At 61.3% G+C, this 14,701-nt stretch carries 10 protein-coding genes and 1 pseudogene; all 11 read right to left on the bottom strand.

The window, feature by feature from the left end; translation table 11 throughout:
* Nucleotides 1–75 precede the first annotated feature (75 nt).
* The 11 genes and pseudogenes from DDD63_RS02325 to DDD63_RS02280 all read right to left on the bottom strand — a co-directional run bounded on the left by DDD63_RS02325 (nt 76) and on the right by DDD63_RS02280 (nt 14,245).
* Nucleotides 76–1,281, bottom strand: coding sequence for a cobalamin-independent methionine synthase II family protein (locus DDD63_RS02325; protein WP_108715014.1), 1,206 nt, complete (start codon nt 1,279–1,281; stop codon nt 76–78).
* A gap of 428 nt (nt 1,282–1,709) precedes the next feature.
* Nucleotides 1,710–2,507: an ATP-binding cassette domain-containing protein gene (locus tag DDD63_RS12695; protein ID WP_276308100.1), complete on the bottom strand. Its 798-nt coding sequence runs from the start codon at nt 2,505–2,507 to the stop codon at nt 1,710–1,712.
* A gap of 147 nt (nt 2,508–2,654) precedes the next feature.
* Nucleotides 2,655–3,130 (bottom strand): annotated as a pseudogene (locus tag DDD63_RS12690) (ABC transporter permease subunit); the annotation flags it as partial.
* A 279-nt stretch (nt 3,131–3,409) separates the two neighbouring features.
* Nucleotides 3,410–4,246, bottom strand: a complete 837-nt coding sequence (gene modA / locus DDD63_RS02315) for a molybdate ABC transporter substrate-binding protein (protein WP_108715013.1) — start codon at nt 4,244–4,246, stop codon at nt 3,410–3,412.
* Nucleotides 4,247–4,402: 156 nt separating this feature from the next.
* Nucleotides 4,403–4,795, bottom strand: a complete 393-nt coding sequence (locus tag DDD63_RS02310) for a TOBE domain-containing protein (RefSeq protein ID WP_108715012.1) — start codon at nt 4,793–4,795, stop codon at nt 4,403–4,405.
* Nucleotides 4,796–4,918: 123 nt separating this feature from the next.
* The gene (locus DDD63_RS02305; RefSeq protein WP_108715011.1) at nt 4,919–5,944 is read right to left on the bottom strand and encodes a MarR family transcriptional regulator; all 1,026 of its coding nucleotides are present in this window, start codon (nt 5,942–5,944) and stop codon (nt 4,919–4,921) included.
* 132 nt (nt 5,945–6,076) lie between these two features.
* Nucleotides 6,077–6,862: a respiratory nitrate reductase subunit gamma gene (narI, locus tag DDD63_RS02300; protein WP_108715010.1), complete on the bottom strand. Its 786-nt coding sequence runs from the start codon at nt 6,860–6,862 to the stop codon at nt 6,077–6,079.
* Complete coding sequence (gene narJ, locus DDD63_RS02295; RefSeq protein ID WP_205647300.1) at nt 6,859–7,608, bottom strand: nitrate reductase molybdenum cofactor assembly chaperone; 750 nt, start codon at nt 7,606–7,608, stop codon at nt 6,859–6,861. The genes narI and narJ overlap by 4 nt, the downstream gene beginning before the upstream one ends.
* Nucleotides 7,608–9,128, bottom strand: a complete 1,521-nt coding sequence (gene narH / locus DDD63_RS02290) for a nitrate reductase subunit beta (protein WP_108715008.1) — start codon at nt 9,126–9,128, stop codon at nt 7,608–7,610. The genes narJ and narH overlap by 1 nt, the downstream gene beginning before the upstream one ends.
* Nucleotides 9,128–12,844, bottom strand: a complete 3,717-nt coding sequence (locus DDD63_RS02285) for a nitrate reductase subunit alpha (RefSeq protein WP_108715007.1) — start codon at nt 12,842–12,844, stop codon at nt 9,128–9,130. Before DDD63_RS02285 ends, narH begins: the two co-directional genes overlap by 1 nt.
* A 36-nt stretch (nt 12,845–12,880) precedes the next feature.
* The gene (locus DDD63_RS02280) at nt 12,881–14,245 is read right to left on the bottom strand and encodes a nitrate/nitrite transporter (protein WP_205647299.1); all 1,365 of its coding nucleotides are present in this window, start codon (nt 14,243–14,245) and stop codon (nt 12,881–12,883) included.
* Nucleotides 14,246–14,701: the final 456 nt, after the last annotated feature.

Genomic DNA, 14,701 nt, shown 5'->3' with positions numbered 1-14,701 from the left:
GCGCTGCGAGCCGGGCCTTGTGGGTAATGAAGCCAACCGGCCTGGCCTCATGCCCGCATGGTTTTATCGTGCCACTTAGCCGAAAAGCCGCTGGCTGGCTATACGAGCTCCAGCGGCAAGTGCCTCCAGCTTCGCCCACGCGATGGACGGGTAAACACGCCCGCCCAGTCCACAGTCGGTAGAAGCAATAACGTTCTCCGGACCAACCAACTTGGCGAAGTTCTCGATACGCTCCGCCACCAGCTCGGGATGCTCCACAACATTTGTGGAATGGGAAACAACGCCGGGAATAATGACCTTCCCCGCAGGAAGCTCCACATTCTTCCACAGCTTCCATTCGTGGGCATGCCGGGCGTTGGCAGCCTCGAAGGTGTAACCACGCGCCTTAACCTGCAGCACCTTGTCCACGATATCTGCAAAAGGAATATCGGTGGTATGCGGACCGTGCCAGGATCCCCAGCAGACGTGGAACCGCACCTGATCCTCCGGGATTCCTTCCAGGGCCCGATTAAGCGCGTCAATACGCACCTGGATGAAGTCGCGGTAGTCCTCCAACGCCGGCTCCGGATTGACCTGATCCCAAGCCTCGGCAATGGACGGATCATCAATCTGTACCGTCAGGCCGGCATCGGTGATCGCCTTGTACTCCTCGTGCAGAGCGTCCGCACAGGCGTTGACCACTTCGACGTCGTTCTTGTAGTAGTCATTCCCGATACGGGAAGCCGACCCCGGCGATAGCGCGGCGACGAAGCCGTCAGCGGCGCTCAGCCCGTTTGCCTTAAGAGCTTTGAGCGTCAGTTCAATATCGCGCTGTACTGCCTCCTGGCCGATATAGGTAATCGGGGCAGTAATAATCGGGAAGGCAGTCGCCTTACTGTTGGCCGTATGGATTCCCGAGGCGGGGTCGCTATAGGCATCGCGGAAGCGCGTCCAGTCACGGCGTTCCGAGAACGGTTGCAGTTGCACCTTCGATTCCGAAGCTGCCGGGGCGAACTCGAACCGCACATCCTCGCTCATGGTCAAGCCGCCGAAGCGGGTGAAGGAGTAGAACCACCACGCACCATAGTCGACGCTTTCCGTCATGATATGGCCGTATTCGCCATCGTTGACAATATCGATACCGATCTCGCGCTGCTGCTTGATCACGGTCGCGACGGCGTCGTCGAGAATAGCGGTGAACTCATCCACGCTGATGTCGCCAGCCGACATGCGCGCATTGGCCTCAAGTAGTTCCGCCGGGCGCGGCAGAGATCCCACATGTGTGGTCAGAATCCGGTTCATGTCATTCCTTTCTTGCTAGTGTGGCGAACACCCGCAGCGGGACGCGGCGCGGTGTGACACCCAACCGGTGTGCCCTCAGCGTAGGCAAGGGGAGTTCGGGTACCGCGAATGTGTTCAGTACCCGGACGACGACGCCCGGTCGCAAGCAAAACGATGCCGACCGGTCCCGAGCAGACGACGACGCCCAGCCCAAAGCAGGAGACGCAGCCCGGTCCCAAGCAATAGACCGCGTCCGGCCCAAGCAATAGACCACGTCTAGTTCCGGGTAATAGACCGCATCCGGCCAGGGCAATGGAACGCACCCCGTCCCATGCAACAACTGGCGCGCCTCAACCGCGGATGTACCCCCGAAGGCACAAGCTGGCCTGCTTCGCCTGGTGACGAAGCTGCAGGAAGCACGCACAACGGTTCGTTACTGCGGGAAAGTACTAGCGCGCTGTTACACGTTCCACTCGACCATGTCGGATCAGGACGGTTCGAGAGGCAAGCTCTTCGGCATCCACCGGGTCATGGGTGACGAGCAATGCTGTCACTCCGGATCCGGCCAACCGCTCTCGCAGCTGGGCGCGCACTTGGCAGGCACTTTCCTCGTCCAGCCCGGCCATGGGTTCGTCGAGCAGCACCACGTCGGGATTGATCGCCATGGCGCGAGCAATGGCGACCCGCTGTGCCTGGCCACCCGATAGCTGGTGGGGCCTTCTTTCCGCCAATGCCTCACAGCGGACCTGCGCAAGTTCGCTGGTCGCGCGCCGCCGCGCCTCAGGCTTTCCCACGCCACGGCAGCGCAGGCCAAACTCCACATTGGCCTGCACGCTCATATGCGGAAAGAGGAGCGGTTTTTGCTGCAGGATCGTTACCGTGACGTCGGCGGGATCGAAGGAAATGCGGCCACTGTCCGGCTGCAGAGAACCCGCAACCAACTCAAGCATGGTGGATTTCCCGGCGCCGTTCGGCCCCATAATCGCCGTGAGCTCGCCGCCGGGAATCTCAACATCGTATTTGGCTCCTCGCGCGGTCACGGCCGCCCGGATTGTGATGCGCGGGGAGGCTCCTCGGTGTGTGCCGTAGCCCGAGAGGCCGGAACTGCCCGGCGGTCTTCGCGTTTCCGGGGCGGGCTGCTCCGCCTGCGCAACGGCACTCTCTCCATCCGGACGGGCAAAGCCCTCGCCCGCACTGGTATCTTCCACATCCGGGTCGAAGCCTCCCGCGGTGATTGCCCGTGCCATGCCCTCGGACCGCAACCGGTGCTCCCGCCCACTTCCTGCGATTACACCGCCCATCCCGGGCAAGCGTGCTGCCACCATATTCGCCCCGAAGATTGCGGCAATCGCCAACATGATCAACATAATCGCCAGTGCAAGCGCCTGATCGGTATTGATCTGCCTCTGCAGGTAGATCGCCAACGGCATCGTCTGCGTAACACCCTGCAATGAGCCGGCAAAAGTGATGGTAGCGCCGAATTCACCCAGCGCCCGTGAAAAGCAGATCGCCGTCGCCGAGATGAAGGCGGGAAGCAACACCGGCAGAGTCACCTGGAAGAATGTCCGCGTACGGGAGGCCCGAGCGCGCGAGCGGCTTCTTCGTAGTGCGATCCACTTGCTCGAATCGCACCCTCAAGCGAACTGACCAGAAATGGCATGGCTACGAAGGTTTGCGCCATGATAACGGCGAGTGTCGTAAAGCCGATCTCGATTCCGAAAAGAGCCAAGTGCTGGCCGATCAATCCGCGCCTCCCCCAGGTCAACAGCAGAGCAAGGCCGGCGACCACGGGCGGCAGCATCATCGGCAATGTGACAACGGTCCTAACTGCGCGCGCCCACCAGCTATCTGGAAGTTTCGCCAACACCATCGCCAGCGGAACACCCAGCACCACGCAGCACAATGTCGATGCAAGGCACGTCTTCACCGAGAGCCACAGCGCGGCTCTGCTTCCCTCCGCGCTGATGAGCGGCCAGAAATCCCCCCACGGAGTGCGGGCTGCGATCACCACAAGCGGAACAAGAAGGAACAGGGCAGCGAGCGAGCTGGGAATGAGGAGCCATGGCGCATAGCCGATACGTCGGCGAGGGATCGGCTGGCGAGGGCGAGGTCGTAGGCTCATCACTGCAGGCTTCTCCGGCATTCGCTCCTACTCCACCGGGTCTTGGAAACCATGCGCATGCAGGATCTCCTGCCCGCGTTCCGAGAGGACGAAGTCCGTGAATGCCTGTGCGGCCTGCGGGTTCGCCGCCTCTCGCAGGATGGCGATCCGGTAGTCGTTTACAACCTGGTCAGCATTCTCAATCTCGATCACCTCAAGCTGATCGCCCGCCCCTTGCGCGTCGGTGGTGTAGACGAGTCCGGCATCTGCTTCACCACTGGCCACTTTGCCCAGCACATCGGTGACCGCCTGTTCCTCCGAGACGGGTTGTAGAGTCACATCATTGATCGCCGCCAGCTTCTGGGTCGCCTCGCCACAGGGGACCTCTGGCGCACAGATCACCACCTTGGTGTTATCGAGCGATCCATCGGCGAGACCGGTGACACCGGCTGGATTCCCTGCAGGCACAACGATAACCAGCGTGTTCGATGTGAAGGAGTAGGAGTCGTCAATCAGGTCGGCGTCGTCGGCGTTCTCCATGGTGGTGACGTTGGCGGTCAGGAGGACGTCCGCTCGGGCTCCTCCTTCTAACTGGTCGACGAGGCCGGACGAGCCACCGAAGTTGTATGTAAGCGCCACATCGGGATACTTGGTGTGAAAGGCTTCCTCCACCTCCGGCAGCACATCTATCAGCGAAGCAGCGGCGAACACGGTGATGTTGCCTGAGAGCTCCACGGCGCCAGTATTGTTGACGCTGCTCGGCATTCGTTCAGCTGCTGTGCTTGCAGCATTGGAGTTGTTTCCTGCGCACGCGCCGAGCAGAGCACAGACCGCGAGGATGGCGACCGTGCGGCGTCGTACCGAACTATCGTGTAGCGATGACATGATTGCTCCTCTTATGCGCGACTGTTATGTGACCGTCGTCTGGGACCGTCCAAGCCGCTTGCCTGGGCGCACTCGGAGCCGCGCCGCCTAACTCCTGCACATTCCCAGTTGGCCCTGTGCTCACCAGCGCACGCCCAGCCGTACTGGCTCCACGCGCTATCCCGCGGACCGACCAGAGACGATGGAGACGTTGGTTGCCTTGATCTGCGCTGCGGCAATCACTCCCGGTTCGAGTCCCAGTTCATGAACCGCCTCTGTGGAAATAAGGCTGACCACCCGATACGGGCCGCATTGCATAACGACCTGGCTCATCACCCGATCAGAGATCACCTCAACGACGAGGCCTTCTAACAAGTTCCGCGTGGATACACGCGTCTCAGGTTCATGTGGATGCGCTTCGCTCAAATGCCGCGCCAGGGACTCTCCCTCCACCCGCCGCGGAGAACTATCGGGAACCGTCGCGATGCGCCCTTCCTCAATCCACCGCCGCACGGTGTCATCGGAAACTCCGAGCAGATGGGAAACCTCAGCGATCCGATAATCAGCCATACCTCAACTATACCGATTTGCGTGGAAACACTTGGAACAATTCCGCAAATACGGATCCGTGTGGCCTATAGTTCTAGCGGTGCGCCGTGCCAACGGTGAGCGACACTACCTACCGCAGGACCATCACACACAGACACCGTCCTGTTTCAGCAGAGAAACCTGACAGGGCGCAACCGGATAATTCACCGCGATGCTCGCCTGATACTGCTCGCCCGCCAGAGCAGCGGTGAGCCGCGACAGCATGGCTGCATGCATACGGCAGATCAACGGATCAGGTGCCCTGCCCTCACGGGAGAATGGACAGACGGTCAACTGGATGGTGCCAACATCCGTCCCGCCGCGGGCAGCGAAGCCAAGAACCGATAACAGAATCCGGAGCCGTGCCGTGGGACCGGAGAGCTCGTTATTCTCCCCGGAGGAAGGCTCCGTAGGCGAGTACCCTGCAACTCGTCCCTGCTTCTGCTGCGCCACCGGGTAGACCGAGGACTGCATTCCGACGAGCCCATCCTCCTGCGATGGCGCAACACCCGCGATTCCGTACGCGATAATCTCGTCGCCCCACGCCGTACCGATCTGCCAGGCGTCATTCCACTCGTCAGCAGCATTGGCGTGTAAGTAGCGGCATATGGCCATCGCGAAAGCGAGGAAGTCGTCCATCAGCGCACTGATCGACGGCGGCACTGCTGGCTCGTACTGCCAAGCCGGGCGCCCGCGAGTCACACTGGGAACAGCTGACCGCTGCACTAGGCCCGCATCCACCAATACAGTCAGCGTTTCTCGGATCGAGTTCGCGTGTAATCCGGTCCGTTCCATTAGGTCACTGATGGTGGCCGGCCGCCCGAACTCCGTCAGTACAAGCAGCATAGAACTCTGACCGGCGCTCAAGTCCGCCAGATTAGAGGCAAGCCGTGAAAAAGAATCAATGGCAGCGCTGTGACGCAACTGCGTAGAACTGGTCGTCATGGCTTCTCCTCCCGTCGATAACGCTGCCAGATGTGCTGGAACCGATCCACCGGGGTCCTCCGATGCCGCACTACCCGCTGTTATCGAAATACATTTTCGGTCATCATACCGCGAGAGTCCGACGGCGTAGAGCGGACCATCGTCGCAGGCATGACCATCACCAAGCAGGTATGACACCTGCTTCATAGTCGCAGCCGGTGCATCGCCACCATTTGGCGGCGGCAGCGAGGGGGGAGTCGGCGCGGCCTAGAGCCAGCTGCGCGCCGACATCATTCAGACTCAGCCGCCGCCCGAACGACAGTGTCAAGTCTGACCACGTCACGCTCCCTGCGCATGGGCGTCATGGCGGCCTTGATCGCGCGGTTGAACACCATTCAACGGAGCCCACCCCTTCGCCGTCGCGCTCGTTGCCACGTCAGCCCTTCGCGAGCGATACACCACGTAGGGCCGGGTCACGTAGCCCACCGGCGGCGTCACCGAATGCACGAGACGCGTAAAGGGAACCATCGCGATGAGGAGCAGGCCCGCCACGATATGCAGCTTGAAGCTCAGCGGCACCCCCGCCAACAACTCCACTTTCGGCTGGAATACGAACAAGGAGCGCAGCCATACCGAAATCGTTTCGCGGTAGTCGTAACCGCCCGGTGCACCAAAGATCTGATTCTGCACGGTTGCGAAAGCCCCCAGCAGAATCGGCATGCCAAGCAACACGTACATGATCTTGTCATTTCGCGTCGTCGCCCGGCGGACTCCCGGATAGCGGATACGCCGAATGATCAGCAGCACAAGGCCGAGGATCGTAGCCAGCCCTGCCGCAGATCCCCCGACCGTAGCCAGCACATGGTACGCATGCTCGGAAATCCCCAGAGCATTCGTCCAAGACTTCGGAATAATCAACCCCATCAGATGGCCGAGCAGCACGAAGATAATGCCGAAGTGGAACAGCGGAGAACCAAGCCGCAACAACTTTGATTCATGCAGCTGGGAGGAACGTGCGGTCCAACCGAACTGGTCCGTGCGCCATCGCCACACGAGTCCTGCGACGAAAAGAACCGCGCACATATACGGGAAAATGGCCCACAGGAAGAGATCAAGGGCGTTCATGGCCGTGCCTCCTGAAGAGTCGGGAAAGGAAGATTATGAATGCCGACGAGTTCCGTCGGCGGGCCCTGCCGGATGAGTTTCTGGTATCGTTCGACGACGTCGTCCGTGATCTCCGGCAGTACGGCACACACCGCTGCAATAATGCCGTACCACGCCGATTCACGCTGATAGAGCGCGGCGCGCAACACCTCCAGGCCCTCCCGATGTGCGGGAAGCACACCGGAAGTGACCGGGTCATCAATCGAACGCGCAACCAGTTCGAGGATCGCAGGCAGGTAATCGGGAAGCTCGTCACCCTCCTGTTCAAATCCGGCTGCCCGGTAGAGTTCCCGGAAGGCCAGTAGAGCTTGCCCGCGTTGCCGCGTGTCCCCCACTGCGTAATACGACAGCTCCAGAGCACAACGCCGTTGCTCATCGAAGGTCGCCACATACGCTTCTTCGACCGCACGCAGGCCATACACCCGTGCCCACCCGGTGAAGTCCATGAAAAGCACAGCGAGCCGCTCCGGGAGGGAGGTGACGGCGTCGTCCACGGCATCGAGCCGCGCGGCGAAATCGGCACCTGGATAATCCAGCAATATTGACGCCGCCATGAAGGTGGTAGCCCGCTCGGCGTCGCTCACGGTTACCGGTACCACGTCTGCGGGTGCACCGCGACGTGCGCCCCGGCCAGGCACACCATGTGCCCGGTCAGCAGTGGAAGAGCCTGCCTGCGCCTTACGGCGTGGCCCCATGTTGATACTCATTACGGCCTACTGGGCAGAAGATCCACGAATACTTTGCGCCCGGAAAAGGGCCTGCCGCCCATACCCGGCCCACCCGCGCTATCCAGCGGGCAGTTGAAGGCATCCGCCGACCGTTCAATTTCGGGATGGGTCGTTGGAATGACATACCGGTCGTCATATTTGGCGACGGCGAGCAGCCGATACATGCGTTCCACCTGCTCGCCAGTCATGCCCACGGCGGCCGGAATCTCCTCATTCCCCTCGCCTCCCAGGTGAATATCGCGCATATAGGAGCGCATACATGCGAGGCGGCGCAACACGCGTTCCACGGGCACGGTGTCGCCCGCGGTGAACATTCCAGCCAGATACTCCAGCGGGATGCGCATACGCGAAATGGCCGTTAACAGCACCTTGGCGCCCTCGCCGTCGGCACCCGAGGCCGTCACTTCGTCCACAATCGGAGAGAGGGGCGGCACATACCACACCATGGGCAGCGTGCGGTACTCAGGATGTAGCGGCAGGGCCACCTGGTAGTCGTGGATCAGCGCGTACACCGGCGACTGCTGCGCCGATTCAATATACGAATGCGGCACGCCGTTTTGCAGCGCACCTTCAATAACAGCCGGATCGTGTGGATCAAGCAGGATGGATCGCTGTGCCTCGTAGAGTTCTTTCTCGTCCTCCGTAGCCGCGGCCTCCCCCACCCGCTCGGCGTCGTACAGCAAGACGCCCAGATAGCGGATGCGCCCTACGCAGGTCTCCGAGCACACCGTTGGTTCACCAAGCTCAATGCGCGGATAGCACAGGTGGCATTTCTCCGCCTTACCGGTGCGGTGATTGAAGTACACCTTCTTGTACGGGCAACCGGATACGCACATGCGCCATGCCCGGCACTTGTCCTCGTCCACTAACACGATGCCGTCCTCGGACCGCTTGTACATCGCACCGGAGGGGCAGGAGGCCACGCAGGTGGGATTCAGGCAGTGTTCGCAGATGCGCGGCAGGTAGAACATGAAGGCCTTTTCGATCTCCGCCTTGATGGTCGCCCCGGATGCTGCGAGCACCGGATCGTCCTGCATGGTTTCCAATGAGCCACCTAGGTTGTCGTCCCAGTTCGGTCCCCACTGCGGCGTATCCATATATTTGCCCGAGATCTGCGATTTCGCACGCGCAACCGGTACCGCCTTCGCGTCTTTCGGAGCGGAGAGCAGCTTGTCGTATTCGTAGGTCCATGGCTCGTAGTAGGCGTCGAGCTGCGGCATACGCGGGTTGGCGAAGATCTGCGAGAGCCGGTGCAGCCGCCCACCCTGGCGCGGAACCAGCTTGCCATCCTCGGTGCGGCGCCATCCGCCACGATAGTGTTCCTGATCCTCCCACCGCTTCGGATAGCCGACGCCGGGCCGGGTCTCCACGTTGTTGAACCACATGTACTCGGTGCCCTCACGGTTCGTCCATGCCTGCTTGCAGGTGACCGAACAGGTGTGGCAACCGATGCATTTATCGAGGTTCATCACCATCGCGATCTGTGCCATGACTTTCATCAGAACTGCACCTCCTGGCTACGACGGCGGATAAGCGCCACTTCATCGCGCTGGTTGCCCGTCGGTCCGATGTAGTTGAATGCATAGGTGAAGTGGCCGTAACCACCTAGCACATGGGTGGGTTTAATGAGGATGCGCGTAAGCGAATTATGAATACCGCCGCGTTTACCGGTGGATTCATTCAGCGGGGTGTTCATAGTGCGCTCCTGCGCGTGATGCATCAAGACGGTCCCTTCCGGGATGCGATGCGACACAACGGCACGGGCCGTGACCACGCCGTTGCGGTTATGCACCTCGATCCACTCATTATCACGAACCCCAACCTTTTCCGCATCCTGCGGGCTCATCCACACCGTCTGGCCACCCCGGCCCAGAGTCAGCATGTGCAGATTGTCGTAATACTGCGAGTGGATAGCCCATTTGTTGTGCACGGTCAGGTAGCGCACCGCCACTTCCACCTGTCCACGGCCGTCCTCCAACACTGTGCCGGGCGCGGCTTCGCCGTACAGATGGAGTAGATCGAGCGGCGGGCGGAAGGTGGGCAGCTGCTCGCCCGAATCGCGCATCCAATCGTGGTCGAGGAAGTAATGCATACGCCCAGAGAGCGTGTGCCATGGCTTGGAGCGTTCTCTGTTTACGGCGAAGGCGGTGTAGCGCCGTCCACCGTGCTCCGATCCGGACCATTCCGGAGAGGTAATAACCCCTACCGGACGGCGTTCAATATCCTCGTAGCGGATGAGCTTCTCCTCGTCCCCGGCGGCCAGATCGGCCAACGCGGTGCCCACTCGCTTCTCCAGTTGTTTCCAGCCCTGAACCGCGACGGCTCCATTGGTGGTACCCGACAGCGTGAGAATCATTTCCACCGCCTTCTTGGCGGTGTCCACAAGCGGGCGCTCCCCGGCGCTGGTGGGCGCGGTACCGAAGCGAGCCTTGAGTTGTTCAATTTGCTTGTCGGGTTTGAAGGCCACGCCCTTGGTAATCATGCCTGCCTTTTCCGGCAGCGGGCCAATCGTATTGAACTTCTCGGCAATCTTGGAGTAGTCGCGCTCCACCGGGATAATTTTCGGCATTGTGATGCCGGGAACCCACCCGACTTTCTCCCGTGGCCCCACGATTCCGTGCGCCCCGTTGAGCTCATCCGGCGTATCGTGCGTAAGTGGGCTGGCCACAATATCGGTGCGCACGCCCAAATGCTTGGCACCCAGCTGCGAAACCAGATCGGCCAGCTCCTGGAAAAGTTCGAAATCCGTCCGTGCATCCCATGGCGGCTGAATCGCCGGGTTGAAGGTGTGTACGAAGGGGTGCATGTCGGTGGAGGAGAGGTCGTGCTTCTCGTACCAGGTAGCCGCCGGGAGGACGACGTCGGAATGCAGCGTCGTCGAGGTGTTACGGAAGTCAGCCGTCACCATGAGGTCGAGTTTGCCGCGTGTGCCTTCCTCTCGCCACACCATTTTGCTGGGGCGGCGCTCCGGTGGCAGCTCGGAGGCTTGCACGTCGTTATCCGCCCCCAGCATATGCCGTAGGAAAAACTCCGTGCCCTTAGCCGAAGAACCGAGCAGGTTGGTGCGCCAGTTGAACAGCACCTTGGTCTGGTTCTCATTGGCATCCGGATCTTCAACGGCGAAGTGCAGCCGCCCGGCGGCAAGTTCCTGCGCAATGTAGTCGCCGGGAGCCATACCGGCCGCCTTCGCATCATCACCCAACTGTAACGACGAGCGATCAAACTGTGGAAAACCGGGCATCCAGCCGCGCTGAATGGACTCCACCAGGGTATCGGCCAGGCTCATCCCATCCAGTGATCCCTTGGACAGCGGGGACGAGAGGCGCTTGGCGGAGGCGCCGTCATAGCGCCACTGATCCGTGAGGATGTACCAGAAGCCGGTGGTGATCATCTGCCGCGCGGGCCGTGCCCAGTCCAGCGCGAAGGCGTACTGCGTCCACCCGGTAATTGGGCGCACCTTCTCCTGCCCCACGTAGTGCGCCCATCCTCCGCCGTTTACCCCTTGCGTGGCACACATCGATGTCAGTGCCAGAATCGCCCGGTAAATCACGTCAGCGTGGAAGTAGTGATTAATGCCCGCTCCCATAATGACCTGTGAACAGCCGCCGGAATCCAGTGCATTCTGGGCAAATTCGCGGCCCACGCGCTCGGCTGCCGCGGCGGGTACGCCGGTAAGCTCCTCCTGCCATGCCGGCGTGCCCGGTGTCGCGGCGTCGTCGTAGCCGGTTGGCCACTGACCCGGCAGGCCCGGGCGGGCCACCGCGTACTGCGCAAGCAGCAGGTCGTACACGGTGGTGACGAGCTGCCCGGCCACTTCGCGCACGGGAACACCACGGCGCACAACACCGGTGCCGATCGGTCCGTCACCGGGCTGCCCGGGAAGGTCGAAACGAGGCAGGGAGATCTCCGCGCTCCGGCAACCCTCGGAGTACAACGACATGACCGGGTTAACGCCGTCCATGCGCAGGTTCCATTTGCCAGCGCCCGCATCACCATACCGATCAGCGATTGTGCCTCCCGGGTCCTTGACGGCGCCGTCTTCATCCAGTACGAGGAGCCGGAAATCCGCGTACGGGGTCTGCGCCAATGCCCCACCTACATCGGAGGCGGTAAGGAACTTACCCGGAGTGTAGGTGCCGTCCTCCTCCCTCACCAAAGTGACGAGGAAGGGAGAGTCGGTGTTCTTCTTCATGTAGTCGAGGAAGAAGGGCTCTTTGCGGTCAAGGTGGAATTCAGAGAGAATCACGTGGCCCATGGCCAGAGCGAGGGCCGCGTCGGTGCCGGGCGCAACCCGCAACCATTCGTCGGCGAACTTAGTGTTGTCGGCGAAGTCCGGCGAGCAGACCACGACTTTTTGCCCGTGGTAGCGGGCCTCCGCCATGAAATGGGCATCGGGGGTTCGCGTCAGCGGCACATTCGATCCCCACATGATGAGGTAGTCGGCGTTGAACCAGTCACCCGCCTCCGGCACATCCGTTTGGTCGCCGAATACCTGCGGCGACGCCGGAGGCAGGTCCGCATACCAGTCGTAGAAGGAGAGCATGGTTCCGCCCAGCAGTTCGAGGAAGCGTGCTCCCGCACCGTAAGAAACCTGCGACATGGCCGGGATTACGGTGAAGCCGGCCAGGCGGTCCGGGCCGTAGTCTTTGATGGTCGACGTCGTCGCCGCCGCAACTATTTCGGTGGCCTCCTGCCAACTGGTCCGGACCATGCCGCCCTTGCCGCGAGCACTCTTAAAGGCGTGGCAAACCTGCGGATCGGAGATGACGGCATGCCACGCCTCCACGGGGTCGCCGCCATGAACGGCCTTCGCCGCACGATACGCGTCGAGGAGTACGCCGCGCACATACGGGTGGCGGATACGGGTCGGCGAGTACTCGTACCAGGAGAAGGCCGCCCCGCGCGGGCAACCGCGCGGCTCGTATTCCGGCATATCCGGCCCCGTCGTCGGATAGTCGGTGACCTGGGACTCCCAGGTGATCATGCCGTCTTTCACGTACACCTTCCACGAACATGATCCAGTACAGTTCACGCCGTGCGTAGAATGAACGACTTTGTCATAGCTGAAGCGTTGCCGGTAGAACACGTCGGCTTCCCGCCCGCCCGTCAGGAAGATCTGCCGGGCATCGGCGGATACCTCGCCGCGGCGCAGATGTGCACCAAACGAGAACAGTGATGAGTCCTTCGGACCGGCCGCATTGCCTGTGGTTGCCATGTGAAACTCCTTTCCGCTGGTGTGATGAATAGGTGCTTATCCCGGGAAGGGTGCCCTGCGGCGGGCGTACTGCATCCAGCACAGCAATGCGCAAGCCACGCAGTACGAGGCGCAGACAATGAACCAGGTGCGGGCGCTCATGGCGGACAGTGCCACACCTACCAGGAAGGGACCGAAGGCCGCGATGGCTGCCGTGAAACCGATCGCGCCGCCGGCTTGCCGTTTCGGCATGATCATTGGCATCTGTTTGAAGGTGCCGGCATTGCCGATGCCCGCAAAGAAGAACATCACGAGCATTCCCCACAGGAATCCGGTGAAGTCGTCCGGAGAGGAGGGATCAAGGAAGAAGGCGCAGGTGGCCAACGTTGCCGCCATTCCGACGCCGGAGACGAAGGTCCAGATGGCACCTCCGAATCGGTCACAGAGCGGCCCCCACAGTACACGGACAATCGAGCCGATCAACGGGCCGAGGAAGGCGTAGGTCACCCCCTGCGGCAAATTGGCGAAGCCCGCCTCCGCGAGCTGGGAGGCGGAGCCATAGTTATTGTTAATCAGCAGGGCGAACTGGGCGGAGAAGCCGGAGAAGATGCCGAAGGTCATGATGTACAGCAGCGTCATGAACCAGGTGTTCGGGTTTCCGAAGATATCGATCTGCTGGCGGAAGTTGGCCTTGATCGGCACATCTTTAAGCAAGGTGAAGGCGAGGGCCGCCGCCACCAGCGCCCAGGGTACGAAGAAGATCGCCGCATTGTGCACCCAGAGTGATTCTCCGCCACTGTTCTCCGGAGCGATGAAAGTGATGCCGAAGAGTCCGAAGCCCATCAGCCACGGTCCGGCGATCTGGATGATGGACATACCGAGATTACCGATGCCGGCCTGGAGGTTGAGAGCCGTTCCGGAGAGCCGCTTCGGGAAGAAGTACCCGGTGGAGGGCATGTAGCCGGAGAAAGTACCTCCGCCAACACCACAGAGGAAGGCGAGAAGCATAAGTACCCCGAAGGAGGTCGAGGTGTTCTGCACGGCGAAGAACCATCCGAACATGGGGATGGTGTAGAGCAGTGACGAGTAGCCGATGAGGCGCCGGGTGCCGATCATCGGCGGGAGGAACATGAAGACCAGCCGGAGAAGGCCGCCCGAGAGGCCGGGCATGGCGGCAAGCCAGTAGAGCTGTCCGCTGGTGAGGTTGAAGCCGATGTCGTTCAGTTTTGAGGCCAGCGCCGAGACGAGGAACCAGACGCAAAAGCCAATCACCAGCGAGAAGGTGGAGATGACAAGGGTGGTCCAAGCCGTCTTCGAACTCCACCGGTCTGGGTTCTCCGGATCCCAGCCGACGAGCAGGTAGCCTTCTGTATGCAAACTGGTGGATTCCGTAGTGGATTCCTCAGGGTTGTGCTTACTCACGTGGTTTCCTTACTGTGACGACGTTGATTCTCACGACGTCGAGCCGTGAACCAGCACCTTTGTCTAGCAGTGTCACAGCCCGTATTAGATTGATGTCGGCCGATACCCAGCCAGGCAGGCAGGGCGGTTCGCGAGGGCCGCTCCGGCCATCCGCGCAATCAGCGCGGACCGCAAGTTCGTCCCGCTCAGAAGCTCGGTCTGTTCGGTCCAAGGTGGGGCACAAATGCGGCCTACTCGGACCTGCGCACCGAGCGAGCGGCCTGCACTTAGTCAGTACAAACCACCGTTCGAGTCATACAGACCAATGGCACAGTACGGCAGCCGTACCGGTTCCGCCTGAACAAACCAACAGAGGCAGTTCAACCGAGTCAATTTTTCACGCCACCGACCGTGCTTTTGCTACTATCAGGCTACGGGCAAAAATCGCCGCACGCGGCATATTCGGCCGCAATTCCC

The organism is Actinobaculum sp. 313, from assembly GCF_003073475.1.
Classification (GTDB): domain Bacteria; phylum Actinomycetota; class Actinomycetes; order Actinomycetales; family Actinomycetaceae; genus Asp313.
This window is presented reverse-complemented; position numbering and strand designations above follow the sequence as displayed.